Consider the following 22,390-nt stretch of genomic DNA (forward strand, 5'->3'; position numbering starts at 1 on the left):
GCTCAGGGTCTGCAATGAAACGTCTTGTCCTTTCGATGGTGGCCGCTTCGGCCGTTGCGGCGTGCCAGCCTGCCGAAAACTACGGTGGGGGTGGCAGCGCGGGCTTTGACGCGCCGGTCTCGGTCAGCTCGGCGCCTTTGGGCGCTGCGCCCGACGTCAACCGCACGTCGGGGGTACAGGCCTCGCCGACGAACAGCATGCCCGCGGGGTTCGTCTCCTCGGGCATCTCGAACGAGACCGACTTCAACGCGGTGTCGCAGCAAATCAGTCTTGAGGACGACGCCGCCCGCATCGCGCAGCAGCGCGCCGCCTATACCGTGGTGCAACCGACCGCGCTGCCTTCGCAGCCCGCGAACGTCGGTCCGAACATCGTCCAATACGCATTGAACGCCCCGAACCGTAAAGGGCAGGCATGGTACAGCCGCTTCATGTGGCAAAGCCAAGGCCGGTTCGAGCGCAACTGCGCGGCCTACAGCTCGGCTGACGAGGCGCAGCGTGACTTTCTGGCGCGTGGCGGCCCCGAGCGTAACCCGGGCGGCCTTGACCCCGATGGCGACGGTTTCGCCTGTGGGTGGGATCCTGCGCCCTTCCGCCAGGCCGCTGGCCTGACAAACTAAACCCTCACTTGACCCCGCACATGTTGCGGGGTAACCCGCCCCTCGCGCGGATGGCTGGATGACTGCGGGCACACTTTGGCTGTGTCCGAGGAAAGTCCGGACTCCAACAAGCACGGTGCCGGGTAACGCCCGGCCGGGGTAACCCGAGGGAAAGCGCCACAGAAAACAGACTGCCCTGCATGCAGGGTCAAGGTGAAACGGTGGGGTAAGAGCCCACCGCGGGACTGGTAACAGGACCGGCATGGCAAGCCCCACCGGGAGCAATGCCAAATAGGGACCCCGCGCGGGATGCATGATCCGGACTTGTCCGGATCTCGCCGCAGGGACGCTTTAGCCCGAGGGGTCCGGGTTGGCAGCTAGAGGTTCCATGGCAACATGGCGCCAAGATGAATGGTCATCCAGAGGGGGCAACCCCTTGGACAAAATCCGGCTTATAGGCCGTCCGCGCATTTATTTCATTGGATTTCACCGGCATGGCTTTTGCGGTTGACTCGGCCCACGGGGGCGCTAAAAGGCAGCTCTGTAGGAATTCACGCGAAGGGCTGCCCACCGCACCCGTGCGACAGGAGTAAACCCATGGCAAAGCCCACCACTATCAAGATCCGCTTGAACTCGACTGCTGGCACTGGCCACTTCTATGTGACCAAAAAGAACGCCCGCACCATGACCGAGAAAATGACGGTCAACAAGTATGACCCGGTTGTGCGCAAGCATGTCGAATACAAGGAAGGCAAAATCAAGTAATTCGCTTGATTGCCACAGACTTTGCGAAAGCCGCCCTTCGGGCGGCTTTTTGCTTTTCAGCCTACAGCCCCCATTTGGGCCCATCCATGGACAGCACAACAGTTTCGGGCGCCCCGACAATCTGAATCTGCGGAGCAGAGGGGATATTCCAGTGAAACAGGTTCACGTGCCAGCCCCCCGGAATCGACCGTGACGGGTCGACCAATCCGTCGGCACCTGCAGCCCGTGCAGCATCCGCAATCGCCCATGACGCAGGCGCCGCGCCCGCTGACAGCGCCTGCCGCCAAGATGCGCGCGACCATTCGGGGTCGATCCCAACCGCGCAACACGCGATCGGATCACGTAGATCCAAAAGCCATGCGCCATCCACCTGCAAGGGCACAACAACGCGGGCAACGCCATCCTCGCGCATGTAACCGGCGACAGCCATGACAGACCAATCACGCTCTGGACTGGTGTACAACAGACGCTCACCCGCGCGCGTATAGCGCCCCGCGTTGCCGCTTGCAGGCGGCCTTAGCACCGCGTCTTGAAAGGCCAAGGGGACTGTGCGGAAGAGCCGCCCGCTATAACGCCACAGGCCGCGCCGCATCAGCGGCGCGGTCCAAAAAGGGGGCGCAACTCTTTGATCAACTCTTGCCGTTCGTCTTCGGACAAGAACGCACCGATCTCTACCTCGCGCCCGCTGCCGTTCAAGGTGATGTAATGGGGAACCGGCCCGCCATCGGCGTGGATACTGACGCGCACCCAATGGGGATTGGCCTCCCACTCTCGGCGACGCTCGCGGTTTCCGGTGCGGATCAGCCGCACGCGGTCATCCCACAGCTGCAACCGCTCTAACACGTAGCCATCACGGTAGTTCCGCCTAAAGGCCATGTAGAGCCCCCAGAGCGTGAGCGCGATAAAGGGCAGCAGCCCCCACAGCACGGGCGAGCCGATCATCACGACCAACGGCAACGCGATCAGGCCCAGCGTAATCAACATGAAAATGACAAAGCCTCGCACCGGCAGTGATCGATAGGGCCATAGGTGCAGCTCGGCCAAAGGTGTGTCTGAAACGCGCGCGGCCCCGGATTCCTCCGGGGCCGCGACGGGTTTCACCCATTCATAGGGCAATTCCTAAACTCCTCTGCCTTAGTGGGCGGCAGGATGCTTGTCCCAGTCCGATTGCTTCGGCAGCGTTTCGAACGTGTGGGCCGGAGGCGGCGAAGGCAGCGTCCATTCCAGCGTATCAGCGTATTCGCCCCACGGGTTCGGACGGGTTTCGCGGCGACCAGCAACAAGCGTGTATATAAAGATCACGATGAAGAACAGGAACGAAGCAAAGGCGATGAAGGCACCAATCGACGAGACCTTGTTCCACAGCGCGAAGGCTTCGGGGTAGTCGATATAGCGGCGCGGCATGCCTTGGCGGCCCAGGAAGTGCTGCGGGAAGAACGTCAGGTTCGCACCGATGAAGAACGTCCAGAAGTGCAGCTTGCCAGCCCATTCAGGGAAAGCACGGCCCGAGAACTTCGGCATGTAGAAGTAGATACCAGCGAAGATCGCAAAGATGGCACCCAGCGACATCACATAGTGGAAGTGCGCAACCACATAGTAAGTGTCATGGTAAGCGCGGTCCAAACCAGCTTGGGCCAGCACGATCCCGGTCACACCACCAACGGTGAACAGGAACATGAAGCCAAAGGCCCAGAGCATCGGGGATTTGAACTCAACCGAACCGCCCCACATGGTCGCGATCCACGAGAAGACCTTGATCCCTGTCGGCACCGCGATGACCATGGTGGCCAGCATGAAGTACGATTGCTGGGTCAGCGACATACCAACGGTGTACATGTGGTGCGCCCAGACGACGAAGCCCAGAACACCAATGGCGACCATTGCGTAAACCATCGGAAGGTAACCGAAAACAGGCTTCTTCGAGAAGGTCGCAACGACGTGGCTGATGATCCCAAAGCCGGGCAGAATGATGATGTACACTTCCGGGTGGCCAAAGAACCACAGGATGTGCTGGTACAGAACCGGGTCACCACCGCCAGCGGGGTTGAAGAAGGTCGTGCCGAAGTTGCGGTCGGTCAGCAGCATGGTGATTGCACCAGCCAGAACCGGCAGCGCCAGCAGGATCAGCCAAGCCGTGATGAAGATCGACCACGAGAATAGCGGCACCTTGTGCAGGGTCATCCCCGGGGCGCGCATATTCAAGAAGGTAGTGATCATGTTGATCGCCCCCATTATCGACGAAGCACCTGAAAGGTGAACGGCGAAAATGGCCAGATCCATCGAGTAACCGGCTTCGCGAGTCGACAGCGGCGCATACAGCACCCAGCCAACGCCCGAGCCCAGCTGACCGTCACCACCCGGCGCGAAGAGCGAAGCAACGCCCATCGCCGTACCGGCGACAAACAGCCACAGCGACAGGTTGTTCATACGCGGGAATGCCATATCCGGTGCGCCGATCTGCAGCGGCATCAGATAGTTACCAAAGCCACCGAACAGCGCCGGAATAACCACAAAGAACATCATCAAGATGCCGTGGTAGGTGACCAGAACGTTCCACAGGTGACCGTTGGCGGTACAGGGCTGCGAGGGATCGGCGATCAGACGTGCACCTTCAAGGCACATGTACTGCACACCCGGATCCATCAGCTCAAGGCGCATGTAAACGGTGAAAAGAACGGAAATAAAACCAACGACACCAGCGATGATCAGGTACAGAATCCCGATATCCTTGTGGTTGGTCGACATGAACCAGCGCGTGAAGAAGCCAGGCTTCTCGTGGTGGTCATGGCCGTGAATGGCGGCGTCTGCCATGTGGCTCTCCCCGGAATATAGCAAAGACGGAGGGAAAATGACCAGACCATCCCCCACCAAATAAAGCCGTTCTAGCGGGGCGGACCGAGGGGGGCAAGACAAGAAAAACCCCGCAGGGACAAATGCCATTAAGAGGTGACGTTAAGTCACATCAAGCATGCTCACGTATCTTTGGCCGATCCCCGCCCAAGCGGCCGCGCGGGGCGCTTTTCTTGGGGGGCGATCGCCGCTATTCTGCCAAAAAGCGGCAAACTCATATCCGGCGGGCCTTAGTCGGACGAACCATAGGGAATCACCATGTCTCGTAAGATGAAAACCCTGATCGCCGGCCTGCTGGCCTTGGGCTGGGGCGCCAGCGGCGTCGCGGCGCAGACGTTCTCGACCTCGGCGCGGGCGGCCTATGTGCTCGATCAGACCACAGGCACAGTGCTGCTCGACCACAACGCCGACGAGGCCCTGCCCCCCGCTTCAATGTCGAAGCTGATGACCATCTATCTGGCGTTCGAAGCCGTGACAGACGGCCGCCTGCATCTGGCGGACACGCTGCGCGTCTCGCAGCACTGCATGGATTACGGTGGCTCGTCCATGTTCCTGAACACGCAAGATCGTGTCACGGTCGAGGATCTGCTGCGCGGTGTGATCATTCTGTCGGGCAACGACGCATCGTGCGTCCTCGCCGAGGCGCTGTCGCCCGACGGCAGCGAAGCGGGCTTTGCCGCGCTGATGACCAACCGCGCCCATGAAATGGGCATGAACCAGTCGCATTTCATGAACTCGAACGGCTGGCCCGCTGATGGACATGTCATGTCGATGCGCGATCTGGGAACGCTGGCCCGCCACCTGATCGAGGATTTCCCGACCTTCTATCCTCTTTTCGGCGAAACCGAGTTTACTTTTGACGGGCGCGTTCCGTCTAACACCCGGAACCGCAACCCGATTCTGGCCTTGGGCGCTGGGGCCGACGGCTTAAAAACTGGCCACACCAGCGAGGCTGGCTACGGCCTGACCGGATCGGCCCGCCAAGGCGACCGCCGCATCATCTTCGTCATCACCGGCCTGCAAAGTGAGGCGGCCCGCCGCGACGAGGCCGAGCGCATCATGAGCTGGGCCTTCCGCCAATTCACGCTGCAAGATGTGGGCAAAGCCGGCGATGTCGTCCCCGGCGGCGCGGCCGAGGTCTGGATGGGCGCGCAGCCGCAAGTTCAACTGGCATTAGGCCAAGACCTGCAAATCCTCGTGCCGACCACGACCAACAGCTCGATGACGACCGAGGTCGTCTATAACGGCCCGATCACCGCGCCCATCACGGCTGGTCAGGAACTGGCCCAGCTGGTCATCCGCCGCGAGGGGATGTCCGAGATCACCGTGCCGCTGGTCGCCCAAGCCGATGTAGCCCCTGCGGGCTTTTTGCAGCGCCTGACCGAAACGGCCAAAATCGTCGTGGGCAAAATGGGCCTTGGCCAGCAACAGGCCGAGGGCGTCTGACCCTCGATGCAGACTGGACTTTTTATCAGCTTCGAGGGGATCGACGGCTCGGGCAAATCCACACAAGCGCGCCATCTGGCCGAATCGCTGCGGCGCGCGGGGCGTGACGTGGTGCTGACGCGCGAACCCGGTGGCAGCCCCGGCGCCGAGGAGATCCGTCGTCTTGTCCTGACCGGCGCGACCGACCGCTGGTCGGCCGAAACCGAGACCCTGCTTTTCACCGCAGCCCGCCGCGATCATCTGGAAAAGACGATCCTGCCCGCCTTGGCTGCGGGCCGCATCGTCATCAGCGACCGATTCGCCGATTCGACGCGCGCCTATCAGGGGGCGACGCGGGGTGACTTGCGCGCAATGGTCGATGCGCTGCACAGCCTGATGATCGGGCGCGAGCCTGACCTCACCTTCGTGATCGACGCCGACCCCGCCAGCAGCCTCGCCCGCGGGTTGGCCCGCAGCACCGACGAGCTGCGGTTCGAGGATTTCGGCCTCGCACTGCAAGAAAAAATGCGCGCCGTTTATCTGCAGATTGCGGCCGATTCGCCGCGCCGCTGCGTAGTGATCGACGGCGCTGGCCCCGAAGACGTGGTTGCCGCCCGTATTGCCGACGCCTTTGCCGCCCGCGCCCCGGCCCTAGCATGAGCGACGACACCCTGCCCGACCCGACGCAGGTCGACGGCACCCCCCACCCCCGCGAGGCTGCCGCTCTGATAGGCCAAGCCAAAGCCGAGGCGACGTTTCTGGACGCCGCCGCGACAGGTCGCCTTCATTCCGGCTGGCTGCTGACGGGGCCGCAGGGCATTGGCAAAGCGACGCTGGCCTACCGGATTGCGGCGTGGCTATTGGCCGGCGCCCCAGCAAGCGGCATGAATCTGCCCGAGGACGACCCCGATCTGCGCCTTGTGCGTGCGGGCAGCCACCCCCGTCTGCTGGTCATCAAACGCGGCCCGAACGAAAAGGGCGACCGGCTGGAAAGCGTCATTACCGTGCGCGCCGTACGGCAGTTGGGCAGCTTTTTCGGCCTGTCCGCAGCCGGTGGCGGGCGGCGCGTGGTGATTGTCGATGCCGCCGACGACATGAACCCCAATGCCGCGAACGCCCTGCTGAAACTGCTGGAAGAACCGCCCCCAGGCGCGGTTTTGCTGCTGATCGCCCACCAGCCCGCGCGACTGCTGCCGACCATCCGCTCGCGCTGCCGCACCTTGCCGCTGGCACCGCTGGGCCCCGACGCGCTGGCGACCATTCTAGGCAGTGCCGATGGCGCGGCGCTGTCGGTGCTGGCACAGGGGTCCGCCGGTGCAGCGGCCCGTGTGCTCGCACACGACGGCGTCAAGCTCTATTCCGATCTGATGGGCGTGATGAAAACCATGCCCCGCTTCGACCGCCCACGCGCCCGCGCCCTGACCACCGCCGTCACCGCGCGCGGGGCCGATGGCAAACTGGCGCTGCTGGTCGACCTGATTGACCTGTTTCTGTCGCGCGCCGCCCGCGCCGGCATTCTGGGCGCCCCCCTGCCCGAAGCCGCGCCCGACGAAGCCGCGCTGCTACACCGCTTATCGCCACACAATGGGGCCGCGCGCCTTTATGCTGATCTTCAACAGACTTTGTCAGCCAAGGTACGCCAAGGTCTGGCGGTCAATCTTGACCCCGCCATGCTCATCCTTGATACCCTGTTGCAGATTGAGGATGCGACCAAGCGCATACTTTGAACGGAAAGCCCCACATGACCGCCGAAATGCTCCCGCCCGCAGTTGTCGATAGCCATTGCCACCTCGATTTCCCCGATTTCGACGGCCAATTGGATGACCTGCTGGCGCGCGCGACTGCGGCGGGCGTCACGCGGATGGTCACGATCTGCACCCGCCTGCGTAACGAGCCGCAGGTGCGCGCCATCGCCGAACACTATCCGCAGGTCTTCTACGCCGCCGGCACCCACCCGATGAGCGTCGCGGAGGAGCCTATGGCCACGGTCGACCAGCTGGTCGCACTGGCGCAGCACCCGAAATTCGTCGGAATCGGGGAAACAGGCCTTGATTACCACTATTCAGCCGACAGCGCCGCCGTGCAGCAAACGTCGCTGCGCATCCACTGCACCGCAGCTGCCGAAACGGGCCTGCCCCTGATCATTCACGCACGCGACGCCGATGACGACATGGCCGCCATTCTGGCCGAGGAACACGCCAAAGCCCCCTTCGGCTGCGTGATGCACTGTTTCTCGTCCTCGGCCGCCTTGGCGCGCGCGGCGCTTGATCTGGGGTTCTACCTGTCGATGTCCGGCATCACCGCCTTCCCCAAATCCGAGGAACTGCGCGACATTTTCCGCGCTGTCCCGCACGACCACCTGCTGCTGGAAACCGACAGCCCCTACCTTGCCCCCCCGCCCCATCGTGGCAAGCGTAACGAGCCTGCCTTTACAGCGCTAACGGGCCGCCGCGCGGCTGAAACCTTTGGCATCGACTATGCCGACTTTGCACGGCTGACATCCGACAACTTCGACCGGCTGTTCGCCAAGGCCAGCCGCCCGCAGGGGGTCTGACATGGCCACGCTGTCGGTGCGAATCCTCGGGTGCGGATCATCCGGCGGCGTGCCGCGCCTCGGCGGCGAATGGGGCGATTGCGACCCGTCCGAGCCAAAGAACACCCGCACGCGCTGCTCGATCCTCGTCACACGTGAAACGGACGGGGGGCGCACGCGGGTGCTGATCGACACATCGCCCGACATGCGCCAGCAATTGCTGGCCGCCGATGTGCGCACGTTGGACGGGGTGCTTTACACCCACCCCCACGCCGACCACGTCCACGGAATCGACGATTTGCGCGCCATTTCCTTTAACGGCGACCAACGGCTGGATGTCTGGATGGACACCCCCACCAGCGAGGCGCTGCACGCCCGATTCGGCTATATTTTCAAAACACCCGCAGGCTCGTCCTATCCGCCGATCTGCACGGCACACCTGCTGACAGGGCCGGTCACCATTACCGGCGCAGGCGGGCCGATCACCTTCACGCCCTTTACCATCGAACACGGAAACATCCCTGCGCTGGGATTCCGTTTTGACGATATCGCCTACCTGCCCGATGTCTCGGCGATTCCCGAAGGCGTCTGGCCCACGCTGGCGGGGCTGGACTGCTGGATCGTCGATGCGCTGCGCTACAAACCGCACCCGTCACACTCGCATGTTGCACAGACATTAGGCTGGATTGAACGCGCGGCCCCCAAAATGGCCGTGCTGACCAATATGCATGTGGATTTAGACTACAACGTGCTGAAACATCAGCTTACAGCCGGAATTACCCCTGCCTTCGACGGTATGGAGCTTTATTTTCCCGCTTGATCCCTAAAGCGGCCCATAGATGGCGCGGCACGCACGGCCATCCGCACGACCAAGGTTAGCCATGCTTGCGATTATCGACGTCATCCTTCCCGTATTCTTGGTGATCGGCGTGGGATACGTCGTCGCATGGCGCGGCGGGATGAGCGAATCGGCCATCGCAGGCCTGATGCGCTTTGCCCAAGGGTTCGCCCTGCCCTGCGTGCTGTTTCGCGGCGTCTCGCAACTTGATTTGGCCGCCAGCTTTTCACCGCCGCTGATGATCAGCTTTTACCTGCCCGCGACGATCTGCTTCGTCGTAGGCATCATTGGCGCCCGCCTGATGGGCCGCCCGATCGAAGATTCGATCGCCATCGGTTTCGCCTGCCTATTCTCAAACGCGGTGCTGCTGGGTCTGCCGATCACCGACCGTGCCTACGGCCACGAATCGATGGAAACGGTGCTGGCCATCGTCTCGATGCACTCGCCCTTTGCTTATTTTGTCGGGATCACCGCGATGGAGATTGTCCGCAACCGCGGACAGCGCCCCATCGTTGTGGCCAAAACCGTCGCGAAATCAATCTTCCGCAACAATCTGGTGATTGGCGTGCTGGCGGGTGTGGCGGTGAACTTGGCGGGCATCCCCGTGCACCACACCATTGGCGACACGATGGACCTGATCGGGCGGGCCGCCGTCCCCGCCGCACTGTTCGGCCTTGGCGGAGTGCTTTATCGTCTGCGCCCCGAAGGTGACATTCGCCTGATGGCTATGGTCTGTGCCGTCAGTCTGGTACTGCACCCGGCGCTTACATTCTTCTTCGGGGTGCGGTTCGACATGACCGGCATCCCGCTGCAAACGATGATTTTGACCGCCGCCATGGCCCCCGGGGTTAACGCTTACCTGTTCGCCGACATGTATGGCGTCGGGCGCCGTGTGAATGCTTCGGCGGTTTTGGTCGCGACGATGCTGTCGATTCTGACCCTGCCTGCCTGGATTTTAATCCTCGGATAATTCGGAACGCAGCGTCACTTCCCCATGGCCTATCGCTATGCCACCGGCGAAAAATATGTGAATTTCGCGGACGGCTTATGGTGCAAAAGCCCTTCAAATCACGACAAAAAACCGTAAATGTTTTTTTCGTTTTGGCTACATATTACTGGCACGAAACAGGCCGTGCCGTGACGCAGCCTGTCGTATAACCTTTACAATTCAGCGCCTTGCAAATCCGATTTGCGAGGCGCATGACACCGGCAGCGACAGGTCGCAACGCGCCGCGCCGCAGAAAACTCAATCAAAATGGAGGCGTGCGATGAAGATTCATCGTGCCATCACTGCTACCCTACTGGCATCCGTTGCGCTATCGGCCCACGCCGAAGGCGCACATTGGGGCTATACGGGCGAAGGCAGCCCCGATCATTGGGCAGAGCTCTCGCCAGAGTATGAAGCCTGTGGTTCGGGCAGCACCCAATCCCCGATCGACATTAACGATCAGACCGCCATTCCGGCCGTCTTGCCTGCCTTGGCCTTCGGCTACACTCCCTTCCCGCTGGAACTGGTAAACAACGGCCATAGCGTGCAGGTATCAGGCGCGGCCGATAACGGCTTCGCCGTCGACGACCACAGCTTTGAACTGGTGCAGTTTCACTTTCACGCGCCCAGCGAATACCAGCTCAATGGCGTGACTTACCCGCTTGAGTTGCACTTGGTGCACAAGCGCGAAGACGGTGCGCTGGCCGTCATCGGGATCATGTTCGAAGAAGGTGCCGAAAACCCCGCCCTCGCGAATGTTTTCGCACACATTCCCAGCCAAATCGGCACGCCCGAGGCCTTTTCCGACGCTTTGGTGAACGTGAACGAACTGCTTCCCGAAGATCAGCTTTATTATCGTCTGATGGGGTCACTGACCACACCGCCGTGTTCCGAGGGCGTCAACTGGTACGTCATGGAACACCCGCTGACCGCATCGGCAGCCCAGATCGAGGCCTTCGCCCACCTGTTCCCCGAAGGGGACGCACGCCCGCTGCAAGCATCCAACAACCGCCTGGTTGTCAAAGGGGTGCACTAAACACACCAACGGGGGTCGCATCTGCGGCCCCTAACGGCGACATGTGCAAATCATAAGAAATACCAAAGTGATCATGCGCAATCATAGATGAACTATGATCGTGGTGCGGATGAAAGGACTCGAACCTTCACGGGTGTTACCCCACAGCGACCTCAACGCTGCGCGTCTACCAATTCCGCCACATCCGCACTGTGATCAGGTAGGCTCGGCGCGTATAGACGAGGCCTTTGGCGAAGAAAAGGGGGAATTTGCGGCAATGCGTGCCCCCTGACGAGACGCGCTCAACAAGCGGCAGGTTTTAAGCCCACAGCAAAGGGTTGCGGGGCGGCTTCCTGCGGCGGCGCGGGCTAGCATATTGCCCAAATCGCACAGATGCGGCACATATTAAATGAGTGGGTGAAGGCACAGTCGCGTGCGACCAATCGTATGGCTGTGGCGGCGCATCGCAAACCCGATCGCATTTCCTTGGGCCCTACCGTGCCCCCAACCGGACCGAGCAGCCCCGATGAAGCACCCGCTGATGCACAGCCCAGCCCAAAGACAAACGCCCCGCAGTGCTCTGGCCCTCGCGCTTGCGGTACTGGTGGCGGCCTGCAGCCCCGCCCCCGATATTGAGGAGGGGACCGCCGCCGCGCCCGCGCCCTACCCCAGATTGGTCAACATCGACCCGCTGCTGGCGCAAGCCAAACAGATCGGGACAGATCCCACCCCGACGCAGGACGAACTCGCCCAGCGCGCCGAGGCCCTGCGCGCCCGTGCCGAGGCGCTGCGCGCCAACAACTAGCACCTGATCCCGTTGCACCCGCGTGCGGGACAGGCTAACCAGCCGTGCAGACCACTTCACAGGAAGACCGCTATGACGCAACCGCTCCGCCTTGGGATTGCCGGCCTTGGAACCGTTGGAATGGGCGTCATACGCATTATGCAAAACCACGGTGCCATGCTGGCCGCGCGCGCGGGTCGCCCTGTGCAGGTTGTAGCCGTGTCGGCCCGCGCAACGGGCAAGGATCGCGGCCTGCCGCTGGATGGTTATGCGTGGGAAACCGACCCCGTCGCGCTGGCCCGCCGCAGCGATATTGATGTGTTCGTCGAAGTGATGGGCGGGTCCGAGGGGCCGGCCCGCGACGCCACGCTGGCAGCACTGGAAGCCGGCAAAGATGTCGTCAGCGCGAACAAGGCGCTGCTGGCCATCCACGGCAATGAAATCGCCGCGAAAGCCGAGGCCGCCGGCCGCGTGCTGCGCTTCGAGGCCGCCGTTGCGGGCGGCATCCCCGTCATCAAGGCCCTGACCGAGGGGCTTGCAGGCAACCAGATCACCCGCGTGATGGGCGTGATGAACGGATCGTGCAATTACATCCTGACACGCATGGAAAGTGCGGGCCTGACCTACGAGGAAGTGTTCGAGGAAGCCCGTGCGTTGGGCTATCTGGAAGCCGATCCCCAGTTGGACGTCGGCGGGATTGATGCGGGGCACAAGCTGTCGCTGCTGTCGGCCATCGCCTTTGGCAGCAAGGTCGATTTCCCCGCAGTCGAACTGGAAGGCATCGGCGCGATCACCATCGAAGACATCCGCCACGCGGCAGATATGGGCTATCGCATCAAGCTGCTAGGCGTCGCGCAGCTTTCGGGGCGCGGCCTTGAACAGCGCATGACGCCCTGCCTTGTCCCCGCTGCATCGCCGCTGGGGCAACTGGAAGGCGGCACGAACATGGTCGTGCTGGAAGGCGACGCGGTGGGGCAGATTGTCCTGCGCGGCGCGGGCGCGGGGTCTGGCCCCACGGCCAGCGCGGTCATGTCCGACGTCATCGACATCGCGCGCGGCACCCGCCTGCCGACCTTCGGCATCCCCGCGACCAGCCTTGTAGCGCAGCCTGCAGCGCGATCGGCCGTGCCCGCGCCCTATTACATCCGCATGCAGCTGGAAGATAAGCCCGGCGCACTGGCCAAGGTCGCGCGCATTTTGGGCGACAACGGCATATCCATCGACCGTATGCGCCAATACGGCCACAACGGCGTCGCCGCCCCCGTTCTGATCGTCACGCACAAGACCATGCGCAGCGCGGTCGAACTGGCGCTGGCCGCCCTGCCGGCGACTGCCGTCGTGACGGGCCAAACCGTCGCGCTGCGGATCGAAACGCTGTAAGAAACGCCCTTTTGTCTTTGGCCCGGTCGCGTTAGCGTTCACATGCTTGCCGGATATTCCCTAGCGGTCTAGGGCAAGGGCAAGGCGCGCGGAACCCTTCGCGCGCCATGACAAAAAAGGGAAAAGCGTGATGACCACAGCCCCGGAATTCCACGACCGCATGCTATCGCTGGGCCTTGCCCGCGTATCGGAAGCCGCCGCCTTGGCCGCTGCCGCACAAGTCGGGCGCGGCGATGAAAAGGCAGCCGACCAAGCCGCAGTCGATGCCATGCGCACCCAGCTGAACCTGCTGGAAATCCAAGGCGTCGTGGTGATTGGCGAGGGTGAGCGCGACGAAGCCCCCATGCTGTACATCGGCGAGGAAGTGGGCACCGGCACCGGCCCTGCGGTCGATATCGCCCTCGACCCGCTGGAAGGCACGACACTGACCGCCAAAGACATGCCCAACGCGCTGGCCGTGATCGCTATGGCCCCGCGCGGCACGCTGCTGCACGCCCCCGACGTTTATATGGATAAGCTGGCCATCGGCCCCGGCTTTGCCCCGAACACCGTATCGCTGGACATGCGCCCGTCGGAACGCGTCTTTGCGCTGGCCAAAGCCAAAGGCGTCAGCGCCGCCGACATCACCGTCTGCATCCTGGACCGTGATCGCCACCAAGAGATGATCGCCGAAGTGCGCGGCACCGGCGCCGCCATCCGCCTGATCACCGACGGCGATGTTGCAGGCGTCATGCACTGCGCCGAGCCTGAAGTGACCGGCATCGACATGTACATGGGTTCGGGCGGCGCACCCGAAGGGGTGCTGGCGGCATCGGCGCTGAAATGTATGGGCGGCGAGATTTACGGCCGCCTGCTGTTTCGCAATGACGACGAACGTGAACGCGCCTACAAGGCTGGGATCACCGACCTCGACCGCATCTATACCCGCGACGATCTGGTGACGGGCGATGTGATTTTCGCGGCCACCGGCGTGACCGACGGCTCGTTGCTGCGCGGGATCAAGCGCGAACCCGGGTTCGTGACGACTGAAACTGTCCTGATGCGATCGAAGACCGGATCGGTCCGCCGCATCAGCTATCGTTGCCCTGTGAAGTAAGGGCGAAAGGGGTCAAGTGTCTTTTCTAGGCGTCACGCAATCCGCGACCGGCCGCATGTGGGTCGGCCCCGACATTGAAACCGACCGCCTGACCGAGGCCTTGACCCAACAAGCCCACCTGCCGCGCCCGCTAGCCGCCGTGCTGGCGCAGCGGGGCATCACCCCCGATGGGGCCGAGGGGTTCCTGACCCCGCGCCTGCGCGACCTGATGCCCGACCCGCGCAGCCTGCGCGATATGGAAAAAGCTGCCGCCCGCTTGGTGCAGGCCGTGCAAAAGCGCCAGCGCATCGCCATTTTCGGCGATTACGATGTTGATGGCGGGGCATCATCCGCCCTGCTGATCGACTGGCTGCGTGACTTCGACATCCCTGCCACGCTGTATATCCCAGACCGCATCGACGAAGGTTACGGCCCGAACGTGCCCGCCATGCGCGATCTAGCGGCCAAGCACGACCTGATCATCTGCGTCGACTGTGGCACCCTCTCGCACGAGGCGTTGGGCGCGGCGGCAGCGGCGGATGTGGTTGTACTAGACCACCACTTGGGCGGCGAAACCCTGCCCCCCGCGCTGGCCGTGGTGAACCCGAACCGGCAGGACGAAACGGGCGATCTGGCTTACCTTTGCGCGGCGGGCGTGGTGTTTCTGGCGCTGGTCGAGGCTAACCGGCAACTGCGCGACGCAGGAATCAAAGGCCCCGATCTGACGCATCTGCTGGATCTGGTGGCGCTGGCTACCGTGGCCGATGTGGCGCCGCTGATCGGCCTCAATCGCGCGCTGGTGCGGCAGGGGCTGGCCGTGATGGCGCGCCGCGAACGGCCCGGCCTTGTCGCCCTCTCCGATGTCGCGCGCATCGACAGCGCGCCGACCAGCTATCATCTGGGCTTTATACTGGGGCCGCGCGTGAATGCGGGCGGGCGCATTGGCCGCGCCGATCTCGGGGCGCGGTTGCTGTCCACGCTCGACCCGCACGAAGCCAGCGCCATGGCCGCACAGCTAGATGCGCTGAATACCGAACGCCGCGCGATCGAGACCGACGTGCGCGCCGCCGCGATGGCGCAGGCTGAAACCCGCGGGCTGGATGGCCCCGTGGTCTGGGCGGCGGACGACGGCTGGCACCCCGGCGTGGTCGGCATTGTCGCCGCGCGCCTGAAAGAAGCCACCAACCGCCCCAGCGTCGTCATTGGGTTCGAGGGTGACATCGGCAAGGGTTCGGGGCGGTCTGTCACTGGTGTCGATCTGGGCGCCGCTATCCAGCGTGTCGCTGCCGAAGGGCTGCTGCTGAAAGGCGGTGGTCACAAGATGGCGGCGGGCCTGACGGTAGATCGCGCGCAACTGGAACCTGCCATGGCCCGCTTGGCCGAACTGCTGGCCCGCCAAGGCGCGGGCGCGGGCGGCCCCGCCGACCTGCGCATCGACACCCTGCTGATGCCCGGCGCGGCCACTGTCGCCATGATCGAACAGCTGGAACAGGCTGGCCCCTTCGGCCAATCGGCCCCCGCGCCGCGCGTGGCCATGCCCGATGTGGTCGTGCATTTCGTCAAACCCGTCGGCACCGACCACTTGAAGGTGACTTTGGGCGACGGCCTCGGCGCGCGGATCGATGCTATCGCCTTCAACGCGGCACATGGCCCTTTGGGTGATTTGCTGAACAATACCGGCGGCCAACGCATCCACGTGGCTGGCCGGCTAGAGGTGAACCGCTGGCAGGGCCGCACCAGCGCCCAGATGCGGATCGAGGATGCCGCAAAGGCAAGTTGAAACATCGGGGCAAATATCGACAAAACCACCAAATTCCCCCTTGCCCCGCCGCAGCACTTTATCTAAAAGCCGCCTCACGCCAACAATGGCCCGTTCGTCTATCGGTTAGGACACCAGATTTTCATTCTGGGAAGAGGGGTTCGACTCCCCTACGGGCTACCACTCCTCGGCTTGCTGGGGCGGCGTAGACAAGTTGTGTGGCCCGTTCGTCTATCGGTTAGGACACCAGATTTTCATTCTGGGAAGAGGGGTTCGACTCCCCTACGGGCTACCACTTGGTCAGAAACTCTCTTTCACTTTCAGATGCGTGTGGCTGTGGGCGCGGCCGTCGCCATGGGTATGATGTTCGACCTGCGTTTGCACTGGAACCAGCGACAGCGCGCCGTGGCGGATGCCGCGTTCCAGAAACAGGCTGTCGGCAAAGGCCGTCACCGCGCCGACATCACCGCGCATCACGGCCACCTCGACCGCCGAATCGTGGTCTAGCGGCACCGATAGCGCGGCAACAGTCAGGTCGTGGCGGTCTTGCCGGCTTTGCGGCACACGCCGCCCCAGCGCCCGCACGGCAGGCTCGACGGTATAGCTGAGGACGCCGACGCAATCGGCAGCCGCATCGCGCTGCCCCTGCCCAGCCAGCCCGCGCCGCACCAGATCGCGCAGCGCCTCGGACCGGTTTGTCGCGCCGGAACGGGCCATGTAGGCATCCAGTTCATCCAACAATGCGGGCTCGATGGCGACGGTGACGCGGTGCATTGGCGGGGTCCTTCAGCTGGTGGCTGTTCGACCTTATCCCAAAGCTGCCGCATGTCACGGCACATTCCCTCGCGGCATACCCATGGGGCATGCGCGAAAATGCGCCGCACGGTGAACAAAACAAGCTGTCAAACAAAAAAATTGATCGCCAAGTTAAGAAAAACAGTTGTCAGACGACCATCAGGTTGCCGAAAGTAACGCGAATGCGAGATTTCATGACGGGAGCGATTTAATGCGACGACATCTTCTGACTGCCAGCTGCATGCTGGCCCTGACGGCCGGCATGGCCAACGCCCAAGTGGTGCTGAACCGCGGCAACGATACCGACCCTTCGACGCTGGACCACCACCGCACATCGACCGTGGCTGAAAGCCGCCTGATGAACGACCTGTACGAAGGTCTGGTCACGAAGGCTGCCGACGGCTCGACAATCCCGGGCGTTGCTGAAAGCTGGGACATCTCGGAAGATGGTCTGGTCTATACGTTCCACTTCCGCGACGATGCGAAATGGTCGAACGGCGAACCCGTCACCGCCAGCGACTTCGTTTACGCCTACCGTCGCCTGATGACCCCCGAAACAGCCGCGCCTTACGCGAATATGCTGTTCCCGATCGCCAACGCCGAAGCCATCGCATCGGGCGAGGCTGCTGCCGACACGCTGGGCGCCGTCGCGGTTGACGACAAGACTCTGCAAATCACCCTCGGTGTTGCGACACCCTATTTCCTAGAACTGCTGACCCACCAAACCGGCCTGCCGATCAACGCGGCTTCGGTTGAACAGTATGGCGACAGCTTCACGCAGCCGGGCAATCTGGTCACCAACGGCGCTTACCAGCTGACCTCGTTCACGCCGAACGACAAAATCGTCATGTCGAAGAACTCCAACTTCCATGATGCGGCCAACGTCCAGATCGACACGATCAACTACATCCCGTTCGAAGACCGCTCGGCCTGCCTGCGTCGCTTCGAAGCCGGTGAAGTCCAGATCTGCTCGGACGTGCCCACCGAACAAATGGACTATCTGGAAGCCAACCTGTCGGCCGAACTGCACGTCGTCCCGTACCTCGGCACCTATTACCTGCCGGTCAAGGGCGAAGAGGGCTCGCCCCTGCGCGACCCGCGCGTACGTCAGGCCATCTCGATGGTGATCGACCGTGACTTCATCGCCAGCGAAGTTTGGCGCGAAACCATGCTGCCGGGCTATTCGCTGGTGCCCCCGGGCATCGTGAACTACGTCGATGGCGGCGTGATGCTGCCCTACGCTGAAGACGACCTGCTGGACCGCGAAGATGCGGCCAAGGCCCTGCTGGAAGAAGCAGGCGTTGCCCCCGGTAGCCTGACCGTAAAGCTGCGCTTCAACACCTCGGAAAACCACCGCAACACGATGGCAGCTGTTTCGGACATGTTGTCGAACATCGGCATCAACGGCGAGCTGGAAGAAGTCGAAGGCGCGACCTACTTCACCTACCTGCAGCAGGGCGGCATGTACGACATCGCCCGCGCGGGCTGGATCGGCGACTACAACGACCCGCAGAACTTCCTGTTCTTGTTCCAATCGGACGTGATGTTCAACTACCCGCGCTGGACCAACGCCGACTATGACGCCGCGATGGACGCCGCCGCCGTTGAAACCGATCTGGCGGCTCGCGCAGAATTGTTGGCAAAAGCCGAAACGATCCTGCTGGAAGAGGTACCGATCATTCCGATCCTGTACTATTCGTCGCGCGCTCTCGTATCTCAAAGTGTTTCGGGCTATGAGGACAACCTCATGGACGACCACCTGACACGTTGGTTGTCGGTCAACTGATCGCCCTTTGAACCTAAACCTGCGGGCGGGGGCACTTAGCTCCTGCCCGCTTGCATTGAAGGCACCCTTGTATGCTTGCCTATACACTGAGGCGCTTACTTAGCGCCATTCCGACGATCTTCGTGATCGTCACCCTGACATTTTTCATGATCCGCGTCGCCCCCGGAGGTCCCTTCAACCTCGAGCGGCCGCTTGACCCGTTGATCATGCAGAACCTGAATCGCGCCTATAATCTGGATGCGCCCCTGTGGCAGCAGTACCTGATCTACCTGAACAATCTGGTGCACGGGAACCTTGGCCCCAGCTTCACACGGCGCGATTTCACGGTGAACGAACTGTTTGCAGCCGGAATGCCGGTGTCGCTGCTGCTGGGTGGCCTTGCGCTGCTGCTGGCCAGCATTATCGGCACGTTCCTGGGCGCGATTGCAGCCCTGCGGCAGAATTCGTGGCTTGACCACCTGATCGTCGCACTGGCGACCTTCGGCATCACCACGCCGAACTTCGTCATCGCACCGCTGCTGTCGCTGTTCTTCGGCGTCGTGCTGGGCATTTTGCCTGCGGGCGGCTGGTCGAACGCCAATCCGGCTTATTGGATTTTGCCCATCGTCACGCTGGCCCTGCCGCAGATCGCCGTGATCGCCCGCCTTGTGCGCGGCGCAACGATCGAGGCATTGGGCGCCAACCATGTCCGCACGGCGCGCGCCTATGGACTGCCCGCACGGGTTGTCGTCGGTGTGCACGCGCTGCGCGCGGCCATGCTGCCGGCGGTGTCCTATCTGGGGCCGACCGCTGCCGGGCTGCTGACCGGCTCGGTCGTGGTCGAGACCATCTTCGGCCTGCCCGGCATCGGCCGCTATTTTGTGCAAGGGGCGCTGGGGCGCGACTACACGCTGGTTATGGGGACGGTGGTCGTGATCGCGATTTTCGTCGTGATCTTCAATCTTCTCGTCGACCTTGCCTACGCTTGGCTTGACCCACGGGTGCGCTATGACTGACGCCACAACACACACTACACCGCAACAGGAATCACGCTCGCTCTGGCAAGATGCAGCGCGCCGCCTGATGCGCAACCACGCGGCTGTCGCATCGCTGATTGTTCTGTTTTTGCTGACAGTCGTCGCGATTGTGGGGCCGATGCTAAGCCCGCACCCGTCCAGCCGGATCTACCAACAATACGTCCGCGTGGCCCCCTCGCTGGAAGCGTACCCCAAAGCCGAAAGCGTGCTTCCGGGGTTCGAGCGCGAGTTCCGCCGCACGCGCCTGTCGGGTGACGAGCCGGTGCTGGAAAACGGCACGCTGTCGGTCAACATTTCGTCTGATGATGTCATCGACGATCGTGTGCTGCGGTATTTCCAACGCTCGGACATGTTCAGCCAGCCCGCGCTGGATCTGGCGCCTGACGGCAAAACAGGCGTGCTGTCGATGAAAGTCGACCAGCTGTACTTCTTCCTCGGCACCGACAATCTGGGCCGCGACATGATGACCCGCATCTTCATGGGCATGCGCGTCTCGCTAATGATCGGGGTGCTGGCGTCATTTATGGCGCTGGTGCTGGGCGTGACCTACGGGGCGATCTCGGGGTATCTGGGGGGGCGCGTCGACAACATCATGATGCGCGTCGTCGATATTCTGTATTCGCTGCCGTTCATCTTCTTCGTCATTTTGATGCTGGTGTTTTTCGGGCGATCTATGGCGATCATATTCATCGCCATCGGGGCGACGGAATGGCTGGACATGGCGCGAATCGTGCGCGGGCAGACCCTGTCGCTGAAGCGGCGCGAGTTTGTGCAGGCCGCCGAAGCCTTGGGCGCGACCCGCACGGGCATCATCCGCCGCCACATCATCCCGAACGCGCTGGGGCCCGTCATCGTCTTTATGACGCTGTTGGTGCCAAAGGCGATTCTGGCGGAAAGCCTGCTGTCGTTCCTGGGCCTTGGTGTGCAAGACCCCGCAACCTCGCTGGGCCTGCTGATTTCCGAAGGCGCCAGCAACATGCGCGGCGCGGCCTATCAGCTGATTTTCCCCGCCGCCACGCTGACGATCATTCTCTTCGCGCTGAACTTCCTGGGTGACGGGTTGCGCGACAGCCTCGACCCGAAGGAGCGCTAAGGCATGAGCGAAACCGTCCTTTCGGTCCGCGACCTGCGCGTGACCTTCAAAACCGACGACGGCGATGTCGAGGCCGTGCGCGGCATCAGCTTCGACGTAGAAGCGGGCAAAACCACGGCAATCGTGGGCGAATCGGGGTCTGGCAAAAGCCAGACCACCATGGCGATCATGGGGCTGCTGTCGCGCAACGGGCGCACCAGCGGCCAGGCGATCTATCGCGGCAAAGACCTGATAGGCCTGTCCGACAAGCAGCTGAACGATGTACGCGGCGACAAGATCACCATGATCTTCCAAGAGCCGATGACATCGCTTGACCCACTCTACACCATCGGCACCCAGCTTGCCGAACCCCTGCGCCACCACCGCGGCCTGTCCAAGGCCGAGGCCCGCCCGCGCATCATCGAGTTGCTGACGCTGGTCGGCATCCCCGAACCTGCGCGCCGCATCGACAGCTATCCGCACGAGCTGTCGGGCGGTCAACGCCAGCGCGTGATGATCGCGATGGCTTTGGCCAACGACCCCGACATCCTAATCGCGGACGAGCCGACCACCGCGCTGGACGTGACCATTCAGGATCAGATCATGACCCTGCTGGCCGACCTGCAAACGCGCCTTGGCATGGCGATCATCTTCATTACGCACGATCTGGGCATTGTCGAACGCTTTGCCGACCATGTCTGCGTGATGCGCCGCGGCGAGATCGTCGAAGACGGCCCTGCCACGCAAATCTTTGCCAACGCGCAGCATCCCTATACCCAGATGCTGCTGGCCGCCGAACCCGAAGGCACCAAAGCCCCGCCGCCCGCCGACGCGCCGATGGTGCTGGAGGGCGAGAACGTGTCGGTGCACTTCAACATCGGCAAGGGCCTGTTCAACCGCGCGACCTTTACCGCGGTGAACGACGTGTCGCTGTCGATGCGTCAGGGCCAAACGGTCGGCGTTGTGGGCGAATCGGGGTCGGGCAAGTCGACGCTGGGTCGCGCCTTGCTACGCCTGCTGCCTGCCGAGGGCAAAATCGCCTACCTCGGCAAGCCGCTACCCTTTGGCGAAGGGCCGATGCGTCCCTACCGCAAGGAACTGCAACTAGTGTTCCAAGACCCGTTTGGCTCGCTCAGCCCCCGCATGACGGTGGGCCGCGTGATCGCCGAGGGGCTGCAGATCCACGCGCCGGAGCTGTCCGGTCGCGAGCGCGCCGCCCGTGCCCGCGAGGCGCTGGTCGAGGTGGGGCTGGACCCGTCGATGGCTAACCGTTACCCGCACGAATTCTCGGGCGGGCAACGCCAGCGCATCGCCATCGCGCGGACCATGGCCCTTCGCCCAAAGGTCATCGTGCTGGACGAGCCGACCTCGGCGCTGGACCGGTCGGTGCAAAAGCAGATCGTGACCCTGCTGCGCGACCTGCAGGAAAAGCACGGGCTGACCTACCTGTTCATCAGCCACGACCTTTCGGTCGTGCGCGCGCTGTCGGACTATATCATCGTGATGAAATCCGGTCAGATCGTTGAACAGGGACAAACCGAACAGGTCTTCGACGCGCCCGCGCATGACTACACGAAAACGCTCATGGCAGCGGCCCTCAGCAAGCGCCGCTTCCGCGACCACTAAGCAAAAGGGGGCTACGGCCCCCTTTTTCACGCCAAGCCTCCGCATGATTGCCACCTTGCGGGCAAAAGGCCTTGCACAGCCGCCGAA

21 protein-coding genes, 3 tRNA genes and 1 other RNA gene are annotated in these 22,390 nt (G+C 62.8%); 20 read left to right on the plus strand and 5 right to left on the minus strand.

Translation table 11 applies throughout. The features are described 5' to 3' along the window. Positions 1 to 14 precede the first annotated feature (14 nt). The 3 genes from BVG79_RS10395 to rpmG all read left to right on the plus strand — a co-directional run bounded on the left by BVG79_RS10395 (position 15) and on the right by rpmG (position 1,361). A complete protein-coding gene (locus tag BVG79_RS10395) occupies positions 15 to 617 on the plus strand; it encodes an excalibur calcium-binding domain-containing protein (protein ID WP_085786838.1) in 603 nt (200 codons plus the stop codon). 46 nt (positions 618 to 663) lie between these two features. Beyond that, positions 664 to 1,067: RNase P RNA component class A (gene rnpB / locus BVG79_RS10400), an RNA gene on the plus strand. 126 nt (positions 1,068 to 1,193) lie between these two features. Beyond that, positions 1,194 to 1,361 carry a 50S ribosomal protein L33 gene (gene rpmG, locus BVG79_RS10405; RefSeq protein ID WP_011750518.1) on the plus strand — a complete coding sequence of 56 codons (168 nt, stop codon included), beginning with the start codon at positions 1,194 to 1,196 and terminating at the stop codon, positions 1,359 to 1,361. Positions 1,362 to 1,422: 61 nt separating this feature from the next. On the opposite strand, the gene BVG79_RS10410 is transcribed toward rpmG, so the two are convergent. Genes BVG79_RS10410 through ctaD form a run of 3 tightly spaced genes read right to left on the minus strand, consistent with a single transcriptional unit; the run spans position 1,423 to position 4,172 of the window. Then, a complete protein-coding gene (locus tag BVG79_RS10410; RefSeq protein WP_085786839.1) occupies positions 1,423 to 1,953 on the minus strand; it encodes an RES domain-containing protein in 531 nt (176 codons plus the stop codon). Continuing rightward, positions 1,953 to 2,477 carry a DUF2244 domain-containing protein gene (locus BVG79_RS10415; RefSeq protein ID WP_085786840.1) on the minus strand — a complete coding sequence of 175 codons (525 nt, stop codon included), beginning with the start codon at positions 2,475 to 2,477 and terminating at the stop codon, positions 1,953 to 1,955. The genes BVG79_RS10410 and BVG79_RS10415 overlap by 1 nt, the downstream gene beginning before the upstream one ends. Before the next feature lie 18 nt (positions 2,478 to 2,495). Continuing rightward, positions 2,496 to 4,172 (minus strand): cytochrome c oxidase subunit I, encoded by a 1,677-nt coding sequence (gene ctaD, locus BVG79_RS10420; RefSeq protein WP_085786841.1) that lies wholly within the window; start codon positions 4,170 to 4,172, stop codon positions 2,496 to 2,498. Positions 4,173 to 4,469: 297 nt separating this feature from the next. Between ctaD and BVG79_RS10425 the strand changes: the two genes are divergently transcribed. From BVG79_RS10425 to BVG79_RS10455, 7 genes are all read left to right on the plus strand, one after another. Further along, entirely contained in the window at positions 4,470 to 5,657 is a 1,188-nt protein-coding gene (locus BVG79_RS10425; RefSeq protein WP_085786842.1) for a D-alanyl-D-alanine carboxypeptidase family protein, read from the plus strand. A 6-nt stretch (positions 5,658 to 5,663) separates the two neighbouring features. Continuing rightward, complete coding sequence (tmk, locus tag BVG79_RS10430; RefSeq protein ID WP_085786843.1) at positions 5,664 to 6,296, plus strand: dTMP kinase; 633 nt, start codon at positions 5,664 to 5,666, stop codon at positions 6,294 to 6,296. Next, the gene (locus BVG79_RS10435; RefSeq protein WP_085786844.1) at positions 6,293 to 7,363 is read left to right on the plus strand and encodes a DNA polymerase III subunit delta'; all 1,071 of its coding nucleotides are present in this window, start codon (positions 6,293 to 6,295) and stop codon (positions 7,361 to 7,363) included. Before tmk ends, BVG79_RS10435 begins: the two co-directional genes overlap by 4 nt. A 14-nt stretch (positions 7,364 to 7,377) precedes the next feature. Then, positions 7,378 to 8,190, plus strand: a complete 813-nt coding sequence (locus tag BVG79_RS10440) for a TatD family hydrolase (RefSeq protein ID WP_085786845.1) — start codon at positions 7,378 to 7,380, stop codon at positions 8,188 to 8,190. 1 nt (position 8,191) lies between these two features. Next, on the plus strand, positions 8,192 to 8,989 hold the full coding sequence (locus tag BVG79_RS10445; RefSeq protein ID WP_085786846.1) for an MBL fold metallo-hydrolase: 798 nt from the start codon (positions 8,192 to 8,194) through the stop codon (positions 8,987 to 8,989). Between the two features lie 61 nt (positions 8,990 to 9,050). After that, positions 9,051 to 9,977: an AEC family transporter gene (locus tag BVG79_RS10450; protein ID WP_085786847.1), complete on the plus strand. Its 927-nt coding sequence runs from the start codon at positions 9,051 to 9,053 to the stop codon at positions 9,975 to 9,977. A 298-nt stretch (positions 9,978 to 10,275) separates the two neighbouring features. Continuing rightward, positions 10,276 to 11,031: a carbonic anhydrase gene (locus tag BVG79_RS10455; protein WP_085786848.1), complete on the plus strand. Its 756-nt coding sequence runs from the start codon at positions 10,276 to 10,278 to the stop codon at positions 11,029 to 11,031. A 101-nt stretch (positions 11,032 to 11,132) separates the two neighbouring features. On the opposite strand, the gene BVG79_RS10460 is transcribed toward BVG79_RS10455, so the two are convergent. After that, positions 11,133 to 11,219: transfer RNA gene (locus BVG79_RS10460), tRNA-Leu, on the minus strand. A 317-nt stretch (positions 11,220 to 11,536) separates the two neighbouring features. Between BVG79_RS10460 and BVG79_RS10465 the strand changes: the two genes are divergently transcribed. The 6 genes from BVG79_RS10465 to BVG79_RS10490 all read left to right on the plus strand — a co-directional run bounded on the left by BVG79_RS10465 (position 11,537) and on the right by BVG79_RS10490 (position 16,303). Then, positions 11,537 to 11,815, plus strand: a complete 279-nt coding sequence (locus BVG79_RS10465; RefSeq protein WP_236951355.1) for a hypothetical protein — start codon at positions 11,537 to 11,539, stop codon at positions 11,813 to 11,815. A gap of 72 nt (positions 11,816 to 11,887) precedes the next feature. Then, positions 11,888 to 13,174, plus strand: coding sequence for a homoserine dehydrogenase (locus tag BVG79_RS10470; protein ID WP_085786849.1), 1,287 nt, complete (start codon positions 11,888 to 11,890; stop codon positions 13,172 to 13,174). Positions 13,175 to 13,304: 130 nt separating this feature from the next. Continuing rightward, positions 13,305 to 14,270 carry a class II fructose-bisphosphatase gene (gene glpX / locus BVG79_RS10475; RefSeq protein ID WP_085786850.1) on the plus strand — a complete coding sequence of 322 codons (966 nt, stop codon included), beginning with the start codon at positions 13,305 to 13,307 and terminating at the stop codon, positions 14,268 to 14,270. A 16-nt stretch (positions 14,271 to 14,286) separates the two neighbouring features. After that, a complete protein-coding gene (gene recJ / locus BVG79_RS10480; RefSeq protein ID WP_085786851.1) occupies positions 14,287 to 16,029 on the plus strand; it encodes a single-stranded-DNA-specific exonuclease RecJ in 1,743 nt (580 codons plus the stop codon). Positions 16,030 to 16,116: 87 nt separating this feature from the next. Continuing rightward, a tRNA-Glu gene (locus BVG79_RS10485) sits at positions 16,117 to 16,191 on the plus strand. A gap of 37 nt (positions 16,192 to 16,228) precedes the next feature. Further along, positions 16,229 to 16,303, plus strand: a tRNA-Glu gene (locus tag BVG79_RS10490). Between the two features lie 5 nt (positions 16,304 to 16,308). On the opposite strand, the gene nikR is transcribed toward BVG79_RS10490, so the two are convergent. Beyond that, the gene (nikR, locus tag BVG79_RS10495; protein ID WP_085786852.1) at positions 16,309 to 16,782 is read right to left on the minus strand and encodes a nickel-responsive transcriptional regulator NikR; all 474 of its coding nucleotides are present in this window, start codon (positions 16,780 to 16,782) and stop codon (positions 16,309 to 16,311) included. A 232-nt stretch (positions 16,783 to 17,014) separates the two neighbouring features. Here nikR and BVG79_RS10500 point away from each other — a divergent pair, with 232 nt between their 5' ends. The 4 genes from BVG79_RS10500 (at position 17,015) to BVG79_RS10515 (ending at position 22,303) form a co-directional block, all read left to right on the plus strand. Continuing rightward, the gene (locus tag BVG79_RS10500; RefSeq protein WP_085786853.1) at positions 17,015 to 18,589 is read left to right on the plus strand and encodes a peptide ABC transporter substrate-binding protein; all 1,575 of its coding nucleotides are present in this window, start codon (positions 17,015 to 17,017) and stop codon (positions 18,587 to 18,589) included. A gap of 71 nt (positions 18,590 to 18,660) precedes the next feature. Next, positions 18,661 to 19,584 carry an ABC transporter permease subunit gene (locus tag BVG79_RS10505; RefSeq protein WP_085786854.1) on the plus strand — a complete coding sequence of 308 codons (924 nt, stop codon included), beginning with the start codon at positions 18,661 to 18,663 and terminating at the stop codon, positions 19,582 to 19,584. Continuing rightward, on the plus strand, positions 19,577 to 20,698 hold the full coding sequence (locus BVG79_RS10510) for an ABC transporter permease (protein ID WP_085786855.1): 1,122 nt from the start codon (positions 19,577 to 19,579) through the stop codon (positions 20,696 to 20,698). The genes BVG79_RS10505 and BVG79_RS10510 overlap by 8 nt, the downstream gene beginning before the upstream one ends. A gap of 3 nt (positions 20,699 to 20,701) precedes the next feature. Continuing rightward, positions 20,702 to 22,303, plus strand: a complete 1,602-nt coding sequence (locus BVG79_RS10515; protein WP_085786856.1) for an ABC transporter ATP-binding protein — start codon at positions 20,702 to 20,704, stop codon at positions 22,301 to 22,303. Positions 22,304 to 22,390: the final 87 nt, after the last annotated feature.

The sequence above is a fragment of the Ketogulonicigenium robustum genome (assembly GCF_002117445.1).
In the GTDB taxonomy this organism is placed as follows: Bacteria; Pseudomonadota; Alphaproteobacteria; order Rhodobacterales; family Rhodobacteraceae; genus Ketogulonicigenium; species Ketogulonicigenium robustum.